Source organism: Cytophaga sp. (assembly GCF_051961495.1).
Classification (GTDB): domain Bacteria; phylum Bacteroidota; class Bacteroidia; order Cytophagales; family Cytophagaceae; genus Cytophaga.
Map to the genome: position 1 here is coordinate 1 of NZ_JBQCDF010000070.1, position 19866 is coordinate 19866.

Annotated in this window: 16 protein-coding genes; 7 read left to right on the plus strand and 9 right to left on the minus strand. The window is 41.7% G+C overall.

Going from position 1 to position 19866, the window contains the following annotated elements; genetic code table 11:
- The first annotated feature begins 167 nt into the window (after positions 1-167).
- On the plus strand, positions 168-5954 hold the full coding sequence (locus ACTHJT_RS03225) for a PKD-like domain-containing protein (RefSeq protein ID WP_440236332.1): 5787 nt from the start codon (positions 168-170) through the stop codon (positions 5952-5954).
- A 19-nt stretch (positions 5955-5973) separates the two neighbouring features.
- On the opposite strand, the gene ACTHJT_RS03230 is transcribed toward ACTHJT_RS03225, so the two are convergent.
- The 7 genes from ACTHJT_RS03230 to hisG all read right to left on the minus strand — a co-directional run bounded on the left by ACTHJT_RS03230 (position 5974) and on the right by hisG (position 11552).
- Complete coding sequence (locus tag ACTHJT_RS03230; RefSeq protein WP_440236333.1) at positions 5974-6459, minus strand: DUF1905 domain-containing protein; 486 nt, start codon at positions 6457-6459, stop codon at positions 5974-5976.
- Positions 6460-6539: 80 nt separating this feature from the next.
- Positions 6540-6980 (minus strand): hypothetical protein, encoded by a 441-nt coding sequence (locus ACTHJT_RS03235; RefSeq protein WP_440236334.1) that lies wholly within the window; start codon positions 6978-6980, stop codon positions 6540-6542.
- A 70-nt stretch (positions 6981-7050) separates the two neighbouring features.
- Positions 7051-7611 (minus strand): hypothetical protein, encoded by a 561-nt coding sequence (locus tag ACTHJT_RS03240; protein ID WP_440236335.1) that lies wholly within the window; start codon positions 7609-7611, stop codon positions 7051-7053.
- Positions 7612-7621: 10 nt separating this feature from the next.
- A complete protein-coding gene (locus tag ACTHJT_RS03245) occupies positions 7622-8260 on the minus strand; it encodes a hypothetical protein (RefSeq protein WP_440236336.1) in 639 nt (212 codons plus the stop codon).
- Between the two features lie 103 nt (positions 8261-8363).
- Positions 8364-8867 carry a DinB family protein gene (locus ACTHJT_RS03250; RefSeq protein ID WP_440236337.1) on the minus strand — a complete coding sequence of 168 codons (504 nt, stop codon included), beginning with the start codon at positions 8865-8867 and terminating at the stop codon, positions 8364-8366.
- Between the two features lie 318 nt (positions 8868-9185).
- Entirely contained in the window at positions 9186-10478 is a 1293-nt protein-coding gene (gene hisD / locus ACTHJT_RS03255) for a histidinol dehydrogenase (RefSeq protein WP_440236338.1), read from the minus strand.
- Between the two features lie 213 nt (positions 10479-10691).
- Entirely contained in the window at positions 10692-11552 is an 861-nt protein-coding gene (gene hisG / locus ACTHJT_RS03260; RefSeq protein ID WP_440236339.1) for an ATP phosphoribosyltransferase, read from the minus strand.
- 78 nt (positions 11553-11630) lie between these two features.
- On the opposite strand from hisG, the gene ACTHJT_RS03265 reads away from it, so the two are divergent.
- The 6 genes from ACTHJT_RS03265 to ACTHJT_RS03290 all read left to right on the plus strand — a co-directional run bounded on the left by ACTHJT_RS03265 (position 11631) and on the right by ACTHJT_RS03290 (position 18242).
- Entirely contained in the window at positions 11631-12593 is a 963-nt protein-coding gene (locus tag ACTHJT_RS03265) for a YheT family hydrolase (RefSeq protein ID WP_440236341.1), read from the plus strand.
- Positions 12594-12605: 12 nt separating this feature from the next.
- Positions 12606-13304 carry an SOS response-associated peptidase gene (locus tag ACTHJT_RS03270; protein WP_440236343.1) on the plus strand — a complete coding sequence of 233 codons (699 nt, stop codon included), beginning with the start codon at positions 12606-12608 and terminating at the stop codon, positions 13302-13304.
- Positions 13305-13310: 6 nt separating this feature from the next.
- Complete coding sequence (locus tag ACTHJT_RS03275) at positions 13311-14717, plus strand: methyltransferase RsmF C-terminal domain-like protein (RefSeq protein ID WP_440236344.1); 1407 nt, start codon at positions 13311-13313, stop codon at positions 14715-14717.
- Between the two features lie 196 nt (positions 14718-14913).
- A complete protein-coding gene (locus tag ACTHJT_RS03280; protein WP_440236345.1) occupies positions 14914-16650 on the plus strand; it encodes a capsular polysaccharide synthesis protein in 1737 nt (578 codons plus the stop codon).
- 29 nt (positions 16651-16679) lie between these two features.
- The gene (locus ACTHJT_RS03285; protein WP_440236347.1) at positions 16680-17768 is read left to right on the plus strand and encodes a hypothetical protein; all 1089 of its coding nucleotides are present in this window, start codon (positions 16680-16682) and stop codon (positions 17766-17768) included.
- 72 nt (positions 17769-17840) lie between these two features.
- Positions 17841-18242 (plus strand): gamma-glutamylcyclotransferase family protein, encoded by a 402-nt coding sequence (locus ACTHJT_RS03290; RefSeq protein ID WP_440236349.1) that lies wholly within the window; start codon positions 17841-17843, stop codon positions 18240-18242.
- A gap of 148 nt (positions 18243-18390) precedes the next feature.
- On the opposite strand, the gene ACTHJT_RS03295 is transcribed toward ACTHJT_RS03290, so the two are convergent.
- Positions 18391-19299, minus strand: coding sequence for an ROK family protein (locus ACTHJT_RS03295; protein WP_440236350.1), 909 nt, complete (start codon positions 19297-19299; stop codon positions 18391-18393).
- A gap of 128 nt (positions 19300-19427) precedes the next feature.
- Positions 19428-19866: Na+/H+ antiporter NhaA (locus ACTHJT_RS03300; protein WP_440236352.1), on the minus strand; the 439-nt coding region annotated here is incomplete at its 5' end.

The following is a 19866-nucleotide window of genomic DNA, read 5'->3' on the forward strand; positions in this document are numbered from 1 at the left end:
ATGATTTATGAAATGGAATAAACCTAAACATCACGATTATTAATTGCAACTTTGTATAATTTAATGCTAAAGGTATATGGGTTGCAAACCCGGCAAATACAGGCTGGAGCATTATAAACAATAGCTTTTATCAAACGGCAGCATTTACCTTAACAACTCCGATGGAAATGATCTCTATCGGAAACGGTACTGGTTATCTGATCAGCGGGAATTACCTGGGCGGACAGGCGCCTAAGTGCGGGGGATCTTTATATACACTGACTTCAGGTATTTATACCACTTTTAAAGGAATTTATTTTTCGTTCAGTAGTTCCGGGGCCAATACAATTACAAACAACACCATTCAGAATATAAGTTTCAGCGGTTCGAATTACAGCAGCATTTATGCATTTACAGCCATCTATTTAAGAGGAAATGGAGACTTTACCTGCGGAGGTGGCTCTGGTCTGGGCAATACCATTGGCAGTATAACCAGTTCGGGCAGTATAAAATTCAATAACCCTTCTGCCACCGGCGGTACAGCCGGCTTTTGTGCCATACGCGACAGTTCTTCAAGCCTTACAACAGGATTCAGTAAAACCATTTCGTATAATACTATTGGAGGTATTGATATAAATACCGGTTTAACAGGAGAAGTTTCAGATATCATTTCCATTACCAATGGCAGCTCAAAAGGTGCCATTATTGATAACAATACCATTGGCTCAACAACAGCTCCTATTACTAATTCAGGCATTGCGGCATTAAACGTAATCAATAATACGTTTGCAGCCCCCTTCACTGCAACCAATAATATCATCCAGGGTATCAAGCAAACAAACGCTGCTGCAATAAACACACTTACAATCATCAAGAGCTCCGGCAATACAGACATGACTTGTACGGATAATACAATCAGCAATATTACTTCCGCAAGCAATGCATTGGTAAGTGTCATCAATTATGCAGGCGGCTCGAGTACTGCTGTTACAGGAAATTTTGTAAACAATACCATTAATACGATTTCACTAACGAATACAGGCAACGGTACTGCATTAAATGTGTTTGATATTTCCTGTCCGGGTAATATTTTTCTGGATGTAAATACCATTGGAACTACAGCCACAGGTAACATAACGATTGCCGGAAATGGTATCACCACATTAAGCAGCGCCTTTTGCGGCATCATTTTAACAAACGGTTCAAGCCCGGCCTCCATAACAGACAACACCATTCAGGGAGTCACCTTAACTTCAACAGGTACAGGCAATGGGTTTATCGGTGTAGGCATTTCGGGAGGGAGCAGCATCATTACAGCCAGCGGAAATACCATTCAAAACATCAGCAGTGCAACTTCTTCAGCCGTGGAACATGGTGCTATCTATATTGACAATACGAAGACCGGACATTCTGTTTATGGAAGCTATATTTCTTCAATCGCATTTACCAATACAACCGCCGCCACTATCAATACCGGGATTTATTTGGGTTGCAGCGGAAACAATGGTGGAACGACAGAAAAAAATCTTATCATAGGTCTTTCAAATGCGTCAAGTTCAACATCTGCCAAAGTAATTGGTATTGAATACACCAATACATCCAATTGGGCAATTGTAAACAATATTATTCTTTTGGATAATACGGGAGGAAGTACTACAACCAGCTTAACGGGAATAAATATTTCGTCTTATGGAATCGGGCAAGCCTATCATAATACCATAAAATTATCCGGTACACAAACCGGTGCGGCTGGCTCTTCCTGTATACTATCCAACAGCACCGCAGGAACCTTCACGATAAAAAATAATATATTCCAAAACATTCGTACCGGTGGTTCGGGATTTTTTTATGCAGAAAATTATCCTTCAGGCCCTACATTTACAACAAATAATAATTACCTGGAATCAAGTACTCCTGCTAATATAGCGAGAAAAACAGGAACAGATTATGCCATTGCAACCTGGCAATCAACAGTTGCAGCAGCTTCGGTAAGTGGTACAGCTACTATTGATGCTTCAGGAAGAGTAACCAGCGCTTCTTTTGCAGGTGCGAGTAAAGGTACTTACATCGCAATGGTTCCAACGGATATAATAAGCACTACCCGCAGTACAACTGCACCATGGATGGGTGCGTTCGAAGGGCCGGGAATGACGGTATTATCCATCACACCTGCATCCTACTGTGCCGGCGCCACGATCAGTGTTCCCTTCACATTAACAGGCAGTGCTTATTCCGGAAATGTGTATACCATTGAGCTTTCAAGTGCAGCAGGCAGCTTTGCATCACCCACGCCCCTTGGTACCGGCTTAACAACAAGCCCCAAGACGGTAACCATACCACCTGCTACTCCAGCGGGAACTGGCTATAGAATCCGGATCAGTTCAAGCAATCCTGTTTTAAGTAGTGCCGACAATGGAGTCAACCTTACCATCAATGCATTGCCAACCGTTGTTGCAGCAGCACCAGCTGCTATCTGTTCAGGCAGCTCCACTTCCATTGCATTAAGCTCCGCACCTGCCGGAGCAACCTTTACCTGGAGCAGAAGTGCCGTTACCGGAATTACACCGAATACAGGCAGCGGAGCAACAAGTACCATTGCTGAAACCCTGACAAGCACAAACAGTACAGCAACAACCGTTACTTATTCTGTAATACCAACATTAAGCGGTTGTACCGGAACAGCCGGAACAATCACGCAGTCTGTAACACCCGCTCCAACAATCAGTGCAGGGCCCAATCAAACCGTCTGTGCGAATGTGGCCAATGTAGTATTATCAGCAACAATTGCGAATGCAAGTGGCATGGTCTGGAGCAGCTCCGGAACAGGATCATTTACTTCAACAACTTCTGCCAATACAAACTATGTTCCCAGTGCAGCTGATAAAAGTGCGGGATCTGTAGTACTTACAGCAACTACAACCGGTACCGGAACCTGCTCTGCCGTTTCAAATAACTTAACAGTTACATTCAAACCTTTACCTACGGTAACATTTACAACGCCATCACCCATATGCTCCGGTTCAACTACTGCAATCGCTTTAACTTCTACTCCTACTGGTGCAACCTTTACCTGGACAAGAAGTGCTGTTGCAGGAATTACACCCAATACGGGAAGCGGAACAACAAGTACAATCACTGAAACACTGACCAGCTCCAATACGACAGCTACAACGGTAACGTATACGGTAACTCCCACAGCCAACGGCTGTACCGGAAATACAGCAAGCATCAGCCAGGTTGTGAACCCGCTACCTGTTCTTACTGCTGCCACTCCTGCTGCTATCTGTACGGGAAGCTCCACTTCCATTGCATTAAGCTCCACACCTGCCGGAGCAACCTTTACCTGGAGCAGAAGTGCCGTTACCGGCATTACGCCCAATACAGGCAGCGGAGCAACAAGTACCATTGCTGAAACCCTGACAAGCACGAACAGCACAGCAACAACCGTTACTTATTCTGTAATACCAACATTAAGCGGTTGTACCGGAACAGCCGGAACCATTATGCAAACCGTAACACCTAAACCAACCATGAATGCAGGGCTGGACCAGGCAGTCTGTGCCAACGCTTCGGGGGTAACATTGACAGCTACTTTTGCGAATGCGACAGGAATGATCTGGAGCAGTTCGGGTACAGGAACATTTACATCAACAACTTCTGCCAATACAAACTATGTTCCCAGTGCAGCAGATAAAAGTGCGGGAACAGTAACGCTTACCGCAACAACTACAGGCAGCGGTTCCTGTTCTGCAGTATCAGACAACCTGATCATTACATTCAAACCATTACCTGCCGTAACGCCGGTTGCCACTACAACCATATGTTCCGGTACAAGTACGACAATCGCTTTAACCTCTGCTCCTACCGGAGCTACCTTTACCTGGACAGCAAGCGGAACGCCGACAGGCTATTCAAACGGCTCAGGAAATACCATCAGTCAAACCTTGGTCGGCAATGGTGTTGTTACCTATGTGGTAACTCCAACACTCAATGCCTGCACAGGTAGTACATACAGCATTCCTGTAACTGTGCAGGTGCCTGCTGTTACACCGGCGGCACTCTCACCGGGTACTTTAGGTGTTGCTTACTCTCAATCATTCAGTGTTACGGTAATGACAAGCCCAACATGGTCACTTATTGGCGCATCCCCTCCCGGCTTGTCTTTATCTGCGGGCGGTTTGTTTAGCGGTACTCCGCAAAACTCAAACAGTTATACATTCAATATTAAAGCGGCACAAGGTGCATGCTCCGTAACGCTTCCATATACGTTCGCCATATCAACCAATTCGACTACCTGGAATGGAACAACATGGAGTAATGGTGCTCCGAATGCTACTACAGATGCAATCCTTGATGCGAATTACACAACAACTGCTGCTGAAACATTTGCTGCCTACAATCTCACAGTTAATGCAGGAAGTACCTTCACCCTGGCAGGTACAGCCAGTGTTACTGTCAACGGGAACCTGATAAATAATGGCGTAATCAATCAAAAATGTACAGCCGGATTAACGGTGAAAGGAACTACATCCGGCAATGCTGTAGTTGTTCAGCTTCCTGTCATCTCTCCAACGGTTCTAAATAATGGGAAAGTGAATACAGCCTATTCCCAAACTACTGCATTTTCAACAAGCTTTGGATTTGCTCCTGTATTTACAGCATCCGGCTTGCCAAGCGGACTAACGATCCCCAACGATGGAAGCAATAAGATCAGCGGCTCTACACTTACCAGCGGCACTTTCCCTGTAATCATTACTTCGAATGATGGCGCATGTACAGTAACAAGTCAGCCAATCAATTTATTGATTTTAGATCTTACGAATCCAAATTTACAATTCACCCAACAGTCTGTCAGTACCACATACGGAAATGCCCCATTCTCGGTAAAAGCCGTAAGCAAAAGTAGTGTACCTATCACGTATTCAATTAGCCCTGCTACGTCTACCTGTGCACTTGTAGATCCCAATAGCGGTCTGGTTACTATCTCCTGTGTTCCTCCGGGAAATGTATTTTCCGTTGTAGCGCATCAAATTATTTCAGCTCAATACAAAGATGCCACAGATACCATCAATATTTTTGTTACAAAAGCACATCCTGTCGTTACACTTTATACCGTTCGCGGAGTCATTAAAAATGACAGTGTTTTATTTGATTATAAATTACCACAAGGATATACTTCCGAAACAGGTGCCAGTGTGACGTACTTCCAGTCAAGCGGAACAACGGTTGCAACAGTCGATAACACAACAGGTATCATTCATGGAATTGCACCAGGTTCTTTTGACGTTTCCTTTAATCTCGCAGCAACGGGAAATTATTCCAGACTTGATACAACCTTTTCATTTACCGTATACGATGCCGCTGTTCCTCCAACTGCAGTTGCTGACACGCTTATCTTATATCGGAGTGGCGGGGTTTTGGGAGATGGTACCATCAACTTATTAAAAAATGATTATGGGGTTACCAGTCATTTGAGTATTAATCTTACAGATATTGATATTATCAATCCGGGCAACCAGGATATTTTCTATTCGCCACCGGTAGGAACCTTTGAGCTGGATCAGCAGACCGGCGTATTAACGGTACATCCTGCAAAAGGATTAACAGGAACTGCCCGGATTGGATACACTGTAACTGATTCTTCCGGCGTTGTTTCAAACATTACGTATGTAACAATTGAAATTTTGAATTTGCAAGACCTTCCGGATTTGAAAGCCAACGAAGTAATGACACCAAACTTAGATGGCCAAAATGATGTCTTGTTTATTGCTTATACAGATATTAATAAAAACAATCACATATCCATTCAGGACGAAGCAGGAAATATCATTTACGAAACCAATAACTATCAAAACGACTGGGCCGCTAAAAATAAAAAAGGCGAAGACGTGGAAGCAGGCGTTTACATATTTGTTTTCAATGAAGAAGACGGACAAGGCAGAACACTCCGAGGATTTATTCAGGTGGTTCGGTAGTTGACAAGTTGGATTTGACTTACGGTTTATCACGACCGATAAAACGTTCCTTGCCGAGTAAAAAATTGATGGCGCGTACCACATTGCGTTCAATGCTTGCTTCGGTTTTAAGATGCGAGATATATCGTACAATCTCCAGCTGCAATGACGGCCGCAGCTGATCGTACACATGCTTTGCTGCTTTATTTTTAGTAAGCGCGACTTTTAATTTAGGATGCATGGCAATTTCCCGTGGTGCATCATCATAGTGTACCTCAAAAACCGCCGTATCTCCTACTTCTTTACCGGAAGCCTTTCGCATTGGTGTATTCAGGTACAGGCGCCACGCTCCGCTGTATTTAATCAACGTCTGAGTAAAAGCATGCCCGTCAATGGTCATCTTCACCGGAATCTTTCCTTTATCTTTTCCCGCTTGTTTAAAAATTCCATTCAACACAGGCTCGGGCAAGTATACATACGGATTGATACCGATCAGTTCGATCGTGGCTGAAAAAGTATTTTTCATAGTGATGATTTATGGGTTATAAATTATGAATGTAATTCCTGAGTAATTCATAACTCATAATTTATAATTCATAATTAATTTCATTCCACGGTCAAGACATTCTTGCTATCAATATTCGTGCGTTTGTCAAAATGAAACTCAACGAATTTCGCTTCATCTTTTTTACCGCTTACTGGTACGGCAATACGCCCCATCTCCAGTTGCTTATCATCAAATACTTTTGCTTTCAAAGTATCTGAATAATCTTTATTGAAGATCACATATACCATCAGTAAATTGTCAGTACCCAGACTATCGCTGGTGATATAGGTTTTACCGAACTCAAGTCCTTTGCTTTTTAATCCTTCAGGCAGGTTAACTTTTACATCAAATGCTTTCACGACGCCTTTGGATGCGCCTTCGATAAACTCGCCAGCCGTTTGTCCGGCTACATTACCGGCTTTATTGATACCATCTTTGATGTTATCGGAAGAGCAGGAAAAAAGAATAAAAGCAATGATTGGGGCTAACAGCTGTTTCATGGTATATTAAATTCAAAGATTTTAAATGAATATGGAAGAAATTTACCACACTTCTTCAGTTTAACAAAATTTATTTTTTCCAGATGAAACTAAGCGAATAGTGATATTTATCGGCTTTATAAACGCCTTTATAAACATGTTCATATGGAATTGTAAAATAATTAGCTACGAGCACGTCTTCGTCCCCTAAATACTTCTCTATACCTGTATAATCACGTTTATTAAACGCTGCCAGCACTTCTTTATAATATACCCTCAAAGCCGGATCAAGCTGTACCGAGGTCTTATCAGAATCCATTTCAAGCAGAAAATACAGGTATTTGCTATTCTCCTGTCCCAGCCATTCAAGCTGTATCACCTTATGATCCTTATCAAAGACAAATGCGGTATCATAGACCAATTCTTTTAATACAGCAGAATCATTTTCTACTTTGTAAATCAGCAACAGCAGTTCATCATTCTTTGTAGAGCTCAGACTCATATCCTCGCTCAGATCCGTGGACGAAACTGTCAGCTGTACCTGCCGTAAAACAGCTGTCTGCGCCATTCCGGACAAGCTACTGATTAGAACAATCAAAAGAACTATATACTTTCCAAATAATTTTCCGTTGATTCGGTTCGGACCATTCATAATTTATAATTCATAATTTATAATTATCACTCTGCATTAACAGTCCCGCAATCCCCATCATCATGGCCATCCAGAAAACCGGATAACCCATTTTTACAGCATCCACCTCTCTATCACCAGTTCCAAAACCCGGACAGATCCAGATACTCAGCATACTCAAGGGAAGCACAGCCAGACCCAACAGGAATAGATAAACAAAATGCATCTTTTTTATTTTCACCATACATGTTTGTGTAATCAACCAATAACACGCAGTAAAAAAAAGTAAAAGTAAGAAACCCAGCAGAGCAAACAGATAGATATTTGTAAAGAACATCCGGTATGGCAATGTTATCCATATTGCCCCTGCTATGTAACAGAAGATGCCGGCAGTATATAAAAGTATAAAAGCTATAACACCTCTTGTTGTTGGTAAACTTCCACCCATAACAAAAGGGGTCATAAAAGCCGCCACAACAAAGCCTGTCACAACAAAAGGTGCATACAAGGTTCCGTGCAGCCAGCTAAGGCCATGCCACCCTTTAATCAATAAGATCTCTCCCAGCCATATAGCAATGGCTGTTAATGAAAGTAGAAAAATAACAAGAAGGTTCTTTTTTCTATTTTCCGTGTTCAAATATTGTTGAACCTTTAGCAGGATAGTTTTCATTTAGTCTTAAATAGAAACTCAAGACTAAATATAAAATATTTTCCAGCCGTTTGAAATTTGTTTTTTGGTATTTGGAATTTTATCCGAATCTATATCCTCTCTACTATAACGCTGCCACAATCCGCTTCAGCTGATGTACATGGCGCACCGTATGAACGGTCATAAACTGAATCCATTCTGTGCGGGTAAGCGTACCCATGCGCGGTAATTCAAAATCCAGGCATGTTGGAGTCAGGTCTTCTTTTTTATTTATAAAATCTTTAATTCCGTCAATACGTTTTGTTAGTCCGCTTAACAAAATGGTTTTATCAAAATGCCCGGTGCTCGGTACAATAAAATCTGGTGATTTCATTTTTACCTCAAAATTTAAAAAGGCAGCTTTTACAGGAACAATCTTCTCTTCTACCGGACGTGTTGTAGGTTCCGTCTTACCATTCAGAACAGCAGCAATACCATAGGATTTAAATAAATGATCGCCCAGTTGCCCGGCTGTCCAGCTGCCTTCAAAAGGAACGGTATTTAATTGTTCTTCCGACAATGGTTGCAGCAAATGCATAAGCTCATCTGTAATCTCTGCAAATGCTGTTAAAAGTTGTTCGTGTGTCATATCTGTGCTGATGAATATTTGTATAAAAATAGACAATCCGGTTAATATTTATACAGGGAAATAGCGACAGAATGCAGGGATGTTTGAGACAAAAATATTTTGTAGGCTAAATTAAAAAGCAGTCTAAGACTGCAAAAAATAAAGGCACAATTCGCCGCGGCGAACCGCTTCGCTAAGACTTGCGCCAAAGGCTGGCGCCAGAGAAAATTATTCTATAAAATAATAAGAGGCGCAATAAATCGCGCCTCTTTAATACTATATTCAGTTTTAAGCATTAGGCATTGAGCTTTTTGCAATCTTCCAGCTGTTTGGAATTTGTTATTTGGAATTTGTTATTTCTTTTAGACGTACCGTCACTGCATTCTTATGCGCATCCAACATCTCAGCGGCCGCCATGGTTTCAATCACCGGACCAATCTGTTGCAATCCTTCTTTGGTAATCTTCTGGAAAGTAACCTTACGGATAAACGAATCCAGCGAAACACCTGCATACGCGGTTGCATAACCGTTTGTCGGCAATGTGTGGTTGGTACCTGAAGCATAGTCACCGGCAGACTCCGGTGTATACGGGCCGATGAACACAGAACCTGCATTTACGACAAGGGGTAGTAAAGCATCTACATTTTCAGTCTGTAAAATCAAGTGTTCCGGCGCATAGAGGTTGATCATCTCCATGGCTTCATTCATATCTTTAACTAAAAATGCTTTGCTGTTATCCAAGGCTTTTGCAGCAAGTTCTTTGCGCGAAAGCTTCGCCAGTTGCGCTGCTACTTCTGCATCCACACGGTTGATCAGGTCTTCGCTATCACTCACCAGTACCACCTGGCTATCGGCGCCGTGCTCTGCCTGCGACAATAAATCAGCGGCTACGAAAGCTGCATTTGCCTGTTTATCGGCAATCACTGCAACTTCAGATGGACCAGCCGGCATATCAATTGCCACACCATACTTCGTTACCAATTGCTTGGCAGTTGTTACATACTGGTTTCCCGGGCCAAAGATCTTATACACCTTAGGCACAGAAGCCGTACCAAAAGCCATGGCTGCAATGCCTTGCGCGCCGCCTGCTTTTACAATGGTTTTAATGCCCAGTAAATTTGCCGTATATAAAATCGCGGGGTGAATCTTACCTTCTTTATTCGGTGGCGTGCACAACACCAGTTGCTTGCAGCCTGCAATGCCTGCGGGTACACCCAACATCAGGATTGTTGAGAACAAGGGAGCCGTTCCGCCCGGAATGTACAAACCTACTTTTTCAATCGGTAAGCTTTTTCGCCAGCAATTCACGCCCGGCATTGTCTCTACACGGATCTCCGCTTCTTTTTGTGCCGTATGGAATTTTTCAATATTATTTTTTGCAACCTGAATCGCTGCTTTCAATTCTTCCGAAACCAATGTCTGCGCTTCTGCAATCTCTGCATCCGTAGCCAGTAAAGACTTTGGTGCTGCACCATCGAACTTCAGGGCAAAATCAATCAATGCTGCATCTCCGCGTTCCTGCACTTCTTTCAGAATAGCAAGCACTCTTCCTTCCAGCTCCACTGCCTCCATGACAGGACGTTTGAGCAGGCTGCTCCAATCTTTTTGTGCGGGGTATTTGTAGACGATCATATTTAGTATAGAGTACAGAGTACTGAGTACTAAGTACAAAAATTTCTGATAATTGGTTCTCTATTTATTTATCTGGCGCCAGTCCCGCTGCGCTAAGACTTGCGCCAGAGCTCTTTTAAACAGTAAAGTGTAAACCGTAACTAAGAAACGATTTACACTTTACACTCTAAACTTTACACTTGTTCCTGACCACTGTCTACTGACAACTGACCACTACTTAACTATCTTCTCAATCGGCAGCACCAGAATGCCTTCTGCGCCTGCCTCTTTCAGTTTGCTTAAGATCTCCCAGAAATCACTTTCCTTCACCACAGAATGCAGCGAGCTCCAGCCTTTTTCTGCTAATGGCATTACTGTTGGACTCTTCACGCCCGGCAACAATTCTGTAACCTTTTTAATCGCGTGATCCGGAACATTCAGCATGATGTATTTTGTCTTCTCCGCATTTTTAACGGCCGAGATACGGAACATCAATTCATCCAGGATCACTTTCTTTTCAGCACTCAACTGCGGACACGCCGTTAAGATCGCTTCGGAACGGAACACTACTTCTGTTTCCTTCAGACCGTTGCTGATCAATGTACTTCCTGAGCTTACAATATCACAGATCGCATCTGCCAGACCAATACCCGGTGCAATTTCAACCGAACCGCTGATCTCATGGATACTTGCCTTGATATTGTTTTCAAACAGGTAATCCGATAGAATATTCGGATACGAAGTAGCAATGCGCATACCGTTCAGGCTTTCTTTGCCCACGAAATCCATTGCCTTCGGAACTCCAATAGACAAACGACACTTAGAGAAACCCAGCTGACGTACGGTATCCATTTTCTTGCGTGTCTCAACCGCAACGTTTTCACCAACAATACCAATATCTGCTACTCCGTCGGCAACATAACCGGGAATATCATCATCTCTTAAAAATAAAACCTCTAAAGGGAAATTATATGCAACTGATTTCAGGGTGCCACCACCGCTGCTGAATTCGATACCACATTCTTTGATTAATTTGATTGATTCTTCACTCAATCTTCCCGACTTCTGGATTGCCAGACGTAAAACAGTTGACATATTTTTTAATTATCTTTGAAATAACGACAAATATGGCACAATTCTCTTACTTTATAAAGTAAAAAAGCAGTAAATCCCTTGCCTCTCATTCAATCCACATACAAACGTCCTTTATTCCTTGCCGGCAAGCATCTGGAAACCATTTACCCGGCTTTATTCAGACCTGAGGCTCAGCTTGTAACAGAAACGGAACGACTTGAATTGCCTGACGGCGATTTTCTTGACCTCGATTGGTACAGACAAGGATCACCTTCTTTGATGATTCTTTCCCATGGTCTGGAAGGAAGTTCCAAAAGCCAATATGCCCGTTGGATGGCTAAACGCCTGTTTACGGAAGGCTATGATGTACTTGTTTGGAATTACCGGGGCTGCAGCGACACGCCCAATCGCCTGATGCGTTTCTACCACAGCGGAGACACGCAGGATTTACGGACCATGCTCAACCTGGCCGTTTTCCCAAAATCTTATCAACATTTGGTTTTGGTTGGCTTCAGTGTGGGCGGAAATATTACATTGAAGTATTTAGGCGAACAGGAAAATGATCTGGATTCGCGCCTGGTTTGTGCCATTACCTTTTCTGTTCCCACAGACCTGACAGCAGGTGCCGCGCATCTGGCCAAATGGGAAAGCGCCGTTTACATGAACCGGTTCATGCAATCACTGAAACGGAAGGTACGGGAAAAAGCAATGCGCTACCCGACACTTGATCCTGAACCCTTATCGGGCATGCGCACCTTCGACCTATTCGATGAAATGTATACAGCACCCCTGCATGGCTTTACCAATGCCCGGGAGTATTGGCGCCTCAACAGCAGCCGGTATTACATTTCAAAAATTAAGCTGCCCACTCTGCTGGTCACTGCTGCCAATGACCCGTTTCTGACACCGGAGTGCTACCCCATCGAAGAAGCGAAAAAAATGCCTCATTTCAGCCTGGAAATTCCCAAACACGGAGGCCATTGCGGCTTTGCACAATTTAATAATACAGGGTTTTATTGGTCAGAAGACAGATGCGTTGAATTTGTTCAACAATATATCTAACTTGCAGGTACTATGTGTGGTCGTTTTTCAATAGCAAAAAGTAAAGAAAAAATCGCAAAGCGGTTCAATGTTGGTGCACCGGCTGATTTTAAGCCAAGATACAATGTCGCTCCTCTGCAGCAATTGCCCGTTATCACGAGCAAAAAGCCAAATGAAATCAGTTTCATGCGCTGGGGGCTGGTACCAAGCTGGTCGCTGGATACCTCAACGGCAGCGAACATGATCAATGCACGCGGCGAAACCATCACCTCCAAAATCCCTTTCAAACATTGCGTAAAAGATCAACGTTGCATTATTCCGGCAGATGGCTTTTACGAATGGAAAAAAGAAGGTAAAGCGAAAGTTCCGTTCCGCTTTACATTAAACAACGACGATCTTTTCTGCTTTGCGGGCCTTTGGGATTCCTGGGAAAACCAGGAGACCGGAGCGGTGTTAAATACAGTAACCATTATTACGACAGAAGCTAACAGGCTGGTAAGCGATGTGCATGAACGTATGCCGGTAATTCTGCGCAAGGACCTGGAACGTTTGTGGATCTCTGAAAGCATTACAGACAGCCAGATCAACAGCCTGCTCAAACCTTTTGATGCACAACTGATGTCGTCTTACAAGGCACATAAATCCGTGAACTCCGCAGCCAACGATACACCTGAGTGTATACAGCCCGCTCCCAAGATTTATCCGGGAGAATCCTTTTCCTTATTTGATTAATCAGCCATGGCGGATATAAAATTACCTCAAGCCTTCGTCACACAAATGGAAGGTCTTCTGGGTAATGACTATGCTCAATTCGAAACAGCTCTGTTGCGCCCTTCCAAACGCAGCATCCGCCTGCATCCGCATAAATGGAACCAGTCTTTGGGTTTAAAACAGGTACCCTGGTACAAACACGGCTACTGGCTGAATGAAGATGCAACCGTAACCTACGATCCGCTCTTTCATGCCGGCACCTATTACGTACAGGAAGCAAGCTCCATGTTTCTCGCACAGCTGCTGGAGGCCGTTATTCAAGACAAAGAAGAACTCACCATACTTGACCTTTGCGCTGCCCCCGGCGGTAAATCCACGCTTATCTGTGATGTGCTGAATGAAAAGCATTTGCTTGTAAGCAATGAGGTGATCAAAACACGGGTAAATATTTTAGATGAAAATTTATTGAAGTGGGGTTACAACAATGTGATCGTAACACACAATGATCCGGCCGACTTTGATCGCCTGGGAACCTTCTTCGACATCATTGTGGTAGATGCTCCCTGCTCCGGCGAAGGTATGTTCCGCAAAGATCCTGCAGCCATCAGCGAATGGGACGAAGCGCATGTAGAACTTTGCTGCAGCAGACAGAAACGTATTTTAAGTGATATCTGGCAGGCGTTAAAACCAGGGGGCATCCTGATTTATTCAACCTGTACCTTCAACCGCGAAGAGAATGAACACAATATGCGATGGATGCAGCAGGAATACCAGGCTGAAGGCATTGAATTGAACATACCGGCCTTCGAAGGGGTTGAAACCAGTATGGAAAGCGGCATTCCTTTTTATCGCTTCTATCCGCATAAAGTTAACGGCGAAGGCTTCTTTGCAAGTGTGATCCGTAAACCGGAAACCGCTGAATGGACCAACCATACAGGCAAGCGTGAAAAATGGAGCAAGGATCGTAAAGTCCAGCAAAAACAAGCCATTCCAGATATAGCCAAAAATATTTTAACCAAGGAAAATTCCTACGTATTCTTGCATAAAGAAGAATTCCGCTGCTTTTCACAGACATTCAAAGATGCGCTTGAACAAATCAGCATGTGTTTGAAGATCTACCGTGCCGGCACACCGTTGGGTATTGTGAAGAGCAAAGACTTTTTACCTGATATGGCTGCAGCACTCTCCATCCATTTGAATAGAGAATTATTTACCTGTATTGATCTGACATATGATGAAGCGATCAAATATTTAAGCAAGGAAGAATTTACTCTGACACAGGAATCCAGCGGCTGGAATATCATGTGCTACAATGGAGTTCCGTTGGGCTGGATTAAAGCGTTACCAAATCGCTTTAACAACTACTTCCCTGCAGAATGGCGCATCCGCAACCAATGGGATGGCATGAGCAAGCGGTTCCGGATTGGAGAATAAAGTCCTGGGTTTTAAGTAAAATGTCCTGAGAATTTTAAAACTTAAAATCTCTTAGAACTTAAAAAACATGGAACTTATTACTTTCATTTCATAACTTACTCTTCCAACCATACCAAAATTACTGTTCCATCATCTATGAACAAATACTTACTTTTATCTGCCATATTTTTTTTAGTAAATTCCGACTCTCTATTTCATGGATCATATAAATAAAACGATATGGATATACTGGCATCAAGGCTGGGAAAAGGCTCCACAGATCTCAATCAGATGCCTTAGCTCATGGCAACAGAAAAACCCAGACTGGACGGTTCAGGTTTTATCTGATTCCAACTTATCTGATTTTATAAACCTAGAATCGGTGGTTCCTGGAATATTCGAAAAGAATGTAAGCCTTACGGGCTTGAGTGATATAATACGAACAGTTCTTTTGAAAACATACGGAGGTGTATGGGTAGACAGTACACTTTTATGCACTCAATCATTAAATAGTTGGCTTGGCAATTATATAGAAAAAGGCTTTTTTGCTTTTTCCAATCCTAGTCCAGGCAGGATGATATCTTCCTGGTTTTTAGCAGCCCAAAAAAATAATTATATAATAGATCAACTGTATCTGGAAATTATAGCCTTCTGGAAAAACAAAAAATCAACGGATAATTATTTCTGGTTTCATCATTTGTTCAATTATATATACCAAACCAATGATGAGGTTCGTAAAATATTCGATGCCACTCCTAAAATAGCAGCAGATCTACCGCACTATTTTATTCCCTACGAAAAAGTTTTTTTTGATCCGATAGATCCCGAAACAAAAAAAATGATCGAAAGAATAAATACCCCAGTATTTAAGCTCTCTTATAAATACGATCAAACCAGGGATACTAGAGGAACAGTAATAGAGTATTTGTTAAATGGAAATATTCAAACAGATAAAATGAAAATATTAGTAACATGGTATGGTTCATTTAAGAACAATGGCACAATTGGAGATTATCTGGCAGTAAAATCATTAACACATTTTTTAGATAAAAAAAAGTATGACTTTGATTGTGCATGCTATAAACATTTCGACGGTCTAAAAGGAAACATTGTTTCTCTTGATGCGATCAATGACAAGGAATATACTGTAATTATATTTTGTTGTGGCCCGATTTTAAAAGTACATGAGAACCTGAATAAATTATTTTCCCGGTTTGAGACCATTACGAAAATTGGTGTTGGCGTAAGTTTATTTCCTAAAGATCATTTCAACTATTACAATCCTTTTGATTTTGTTTTGGCACGGGAACATGGCGAAAAAACATTTGAAGATATTGCTATACTTGCCAAAAAAAATCTTCAGCACAAAAAGCAAATCAGAAAAATTCCTAAAGTAGGTTTGATTCTTCGAAACAATCAGACAGAATACGGGCTGGAAAATTGTAAATGGGAACAGGCAAATAGTATACTCTTGGAACTGGCTCAATTCATTACTAAAAATGCAAAAAAGACGTTATTTTCATCACTGTGGTACTTCTTCAATAAGAGAATTATTTTTATTGACAATCACCTGGAAACATCCGGATTAACTCCCATAGAAATTGAATCGCTTTATAATGATTGTGATATTATACTTACAACACGCTTTCATGGAGCAATGCTTTCTATCCGTAATGGAATTCCTGTAATCGCTATTGACCAGATATTAAGCGGCGGAAAAGTTTTTAACATGATCCATGAAACAGGTTATCCGTTTGTTTGGAAAGTTAATGAAATTACTTCAGAAGGATTAGAGCAGATTTCTACAATGTTGCTTCAAGGCAAATTTCAGGACCAGCTTACGATAATAGAACAACACACACAGGAAAAAGCCAAATATACATTGTTAACTCTGGAAAAATATTTAAATTCATTAAGTGACCAGTTCCAGGCAACTACGAACAACGTAGTTTAAATCCTTCTATGACAACCGAAAGTATAGTTATGCATAAGTATTTCCTTTTAATCACCTGTTTTTTATACGCCATTACTGCACAATCCCAGCAGGCTGATCTGGATAAAAAGAAATTTACAGTTGAGTATCTTGTTTTACCAACGACATCTACACTCTCCTATTTCGATAAATATTCAACAGACTTTTTTACTGATCAGGAAGTTGTCAATAATCTCAAATTAAAACCTGCTACTATCAATTCTTTTTTTCAGCTGGATGGCTATGAATACACAGAAGATGTAGCCCAATTTAATTATTCCATTAAAATAGAAAAGGCCCAGGTTCTGCAACAGAATATTCTTGAAAAAAGTGAAACAATCAAAAATGTAAATGGCACCACTACTATAGTCAAAAGATATACTGCTACCTGCGCAGCGATTATTCCTACTACCTTATCCATAAAATTGATCCCTTATGGAACAGATCTATATACCTCTGTATTCGCGGGCAACACCGATCCGATTGTTTATCAGTCGACGCCACAGACTACCCGGGAACTTGCCCAACAGATATTAAATACAAAAACCGGCGGAATACCGTCCTGTATACATAGTACATACATACAATTATTGGAAAATAAAATTCAATTGCTGAAAAGCACCTGTTGTTTTACAATAGACTCAAGTAAAGTTTTTCTTTTAACCATTAATGAAAAGGATACTACCCAGTATAAAAAGTTTAATGATTCAGTAATGGAGTCCGTTATTGTATTACAGAATATTAAATATAACATACCACTTGATGAAGCCAGAAGACAAATGGAACCTATTTTAGCATACTGGTCAGAAAATATTCCCACAAACAGTTCAGCAAAGCATTACAAGAAACTACTTTATGCGCATTTATGGAACCTGGCTGTTTGCCAGTTTTATTTAGAGTATCTGGATGACTGTGAAAAAACATGCCAATTACTGATAAATAATGATTTCAACAAAAACGAAGCTGAAGAACTCCTGAATAATAGTAAAATGGTAAGAGCCTCGTTTAAAAATTCGACGCAACAAAGCCGCCATATTAACCGCCCGGGGTTCACTTCACAAAGCCATTATCAATATTTACCGGCTTCGCAAAAAAAGTAATGCTGACAAATAATAACATCAGGATATTCTGCCATTTATTTTGAACATTTAAATTTTTCTGTACATTTATTCATGTACATTTTTGTTTACGGCACCCTTAAAAGAGCGTATAAGGACCTCAATACCTTTACAACACTTTTCCATGCAAGCACGGAATGGCTTTCGCATGCGGTTGTCAGAGGAGATCTGTACCTGGTCGACTGGTATCCTGCCCTGAGGCTTGGCGGTGATAACCTGGTTTTCGGTGAGATCTACCGCATCAATTCTCCTGTGCTGCTGGAAACCATAGACCAGTATGAAGACGCCATTGCCCAGGATGAATACGCAATCAAATTAAAACACCGTGCTCCCATTACATCTGACTATATACGTAAACGGATTCATATTGATGATATGGAATGCTGGATTTATGAATACCTGGGCGAAGTGAGTGAAGATATGCGCCTGGAGAACGGGGTATTTGAAATGAAATAAGGCAGTTACTAGATACCAGACAAATAGTAACATTTAGAATGTTAAAGAAAATGCCCGTTCCGGTTTAACTCAGAACGGGCAATTTTTATTTTTATTGTGACTTAATTTTTTTTAGTCTAGTACCTGGCAACTAATATCTGGCAACACATCAGATCGCTTCCATGATCAGACCGGCAGCACCAAGCAAGCCTGCATCGTTCTCTAACGTAGCTTTACCGATATACATATCATCTGTATAATATGCCGGTAAATGTGCCAGCATGGCTTTTTTCAGATTCGGGACAAAGTAATCAAACGCACCAGAAATTCCACCGCCCAACAGAATGTTATTGATATCCATTACCCGTACAATATTTACAATGCTTTCACCGATGATGGTACCTATTTCTGCCCATACTGCAATTGCCAATGCATCACCTTGTCCGGCGTGGTCTGCAATTACTTTCGGAGACAGTTCCGCTTCTTTATGTAAACTGCTTTTCTTAGCAGTATCCAATGCCAGTTGTTCTTTTGTATAAGCAATCAGGTGACTGATACCAACCTGGTTTTCCAAAGACTTACCTCTTGTAGTAAGCATGTGTCCCACTTCTGTACCATTACCACGGCCGCCAATGAACAGCTTCCCGTTCATCATAACACCCGAACCGACTCCTGTACCTAAAGCAAGCAATACAAAGGTCTGCATGCGTTTGTTTGAGCCAAAATAGAATTCGCCCAAGGCAGCACACTTCGCATCGTTTTCAATTTTGAAATGAATATGCGGAAACTCAGAACGCAGGATCTCTACAATCGGAACATTTACGATAGATGGGATATTCGGTAATAAAACAACCTTCGTTCTGTCCAGTGAAAGTAAGCCCGGCCAGCCGATACCAACACCTTTTACAATTGGATATTTTTTCAGATACTCGCCGATTTCTTTTTTCATTGATTCAACGAAACCAATACCGTTTACCCAATCAGCGGTCATAAAACGGGTTGCATTTTTAATTTCTCCTTCAGGAGTTACCAAGCCAAATTTTACCGAAGTACCACCAACGTCAATTCCTAAAATCATTTTTTATTCGTTTACTTTAAAAACTTTCGAATGCTTCTGTCAAGCACTTTGTTATAACTTTTGCTTTTCAGCGTTCTAAAATAGGAAATTCTGTCCGAATTAGAAAAAACTGTGTGAAATTACAGTACCTACAGCTGTATTCTTTCTTCCGGAGTCTCTGCAACTGGTTCTTTCAGGGTCATTTTCAACCAGACCAATCCTATAAGTGCTGCTACTAAAGATGAGATCATAATGGCAATCTTAGCACCTGAAATAGTTGCATGATCGTCAAATGCCAGTAGTGTAATGAAGATCGACATGGTAAACCCAATTCCGCCAAGACAGGCCACGCCCATGATCTGCACCCATTTAAGCTCTTTAGGAAAAGTACATATCCCTACCCAGACAGCAAGGGCACTGAACAATGTTATGCCCAGTGGTTTCCCTACAACCAGTCCCAGGAAAATGCCTATGCTGTTTGTATTCGTGAGTGAAGCCGTCCAGTTGCTGTCTATGAGTATACATGTATTTGCCAGTGCAAAGACTGGCAGGATGAAAAATGCTACAGGCTTGTGTAAAAAGTGTTCC

What these genes read in the sequence shown, in the direction of transcription:
- ACTHJT_RS03225 (WP_440236332.1), top strand. Translation starts at nt 168, where the DNA reads ATGATCTCTATCGGAAACGGTACTGGTTATCTGATCAGCGGGAATTAC.
- ACTHJT_RS03230 (WP_440236333.1), bottom strand. Translation starts at nt 6,459, where the DNA reads ATGAAAAATACTTTTTCAGCCACGATCGAACTGATCGGTATCAATCCG.
- ACTHJT_RS03235 (WP_440236334.1), bottom strand. Translation starts at nt 6,980, where the DNA reads ATGAAACAGCTGTTAGCCCCAATCATTGCTTTTATTCTTTTTTCCTGC.
- ACTHJT_RS03240 (WP_440236335.1), bottom strand. Translation starts at nt 7,611, where the DNA reads ATGAATGGTCCGAACCGAATCAACGGAAAATTATTTGGAAAGTATATA.
- ACTHJT_RS03245 (WP_440236336.1), bottom strand. Translation starts at nt 8,260, where the DNA reads ATGAAAACTATCCTGCTAAAGGTTCAACAATATTTGAACACGGAAAAT.
- ACTHJT_RS03250 (WP_440236337.1), bottom strand. Translation starts at nt 8,867, where the DNA reads ATGACACACGAACAACTTTTAACAGCATTTGCAGAGATTACAGATGAG.
- hisD (WP_440236338.1), bottom strand. Translation starts at nt 10,478, where the DNA reads ATGATCGTCTACAAATACCCCGCACAAAAAGATTGGAGCAGCCTGCTC.
- hisG (WP_440236339.1), bottom strand. Translation starts at nt 11,552, where the DNA reads ATGTCAACTGTTTTACGTCTGGCAATCCAGAAGTCGGGAAGATTGAGT.
- ACTHJT_RS03270 (WP_440236343.1), top strand. Translation starts at nt 12,606, where the DNA reads ATGTGTGGTCGTTTTTCAATAGCAAAAAGTAAAGAAAAAATCGCAAAG.
- ACTHJT_RS03275 (WP_440236344.1), top strand. Translation starts at nt 13,311, where the DNA reads ATGGCGGATATAAAATTACCTCAAGCCTTCGTCACACAAATGGAAGGT.
- ACTHJT_RS03280 (WP_440236345.1), top strand. Translation starts at nt 14,914, where the DNA reads ATGGATCATATAAATAAAACGATATGGATATACTGGCATCAAGGCTGG.
- ACTHJT_RS03285 (WP_440236347.1), top strand. Translation starts at nt 16,680, where the DNA reads ATGCATAAGTATTTCCTTTTAATCACCTGTTTTTTATACGCCATTACT.
- ACTHJT_RS03290 (WP_440236349.1), top strand. Translation starts at nt 17,841, where the DNA reads ATGTACATTTTTGTTTACGGCACCCTTAAAAGAGCGTATAAGGACCTC.
- ACTHJT_RS03295 (WP_440236350.1), bottom strand. Translation starts at nt 19,299, where the DNA reads ATGATTTTAGGAATTGACGTTGGTGGTACTTCGGTAAAATTTGGCTTG.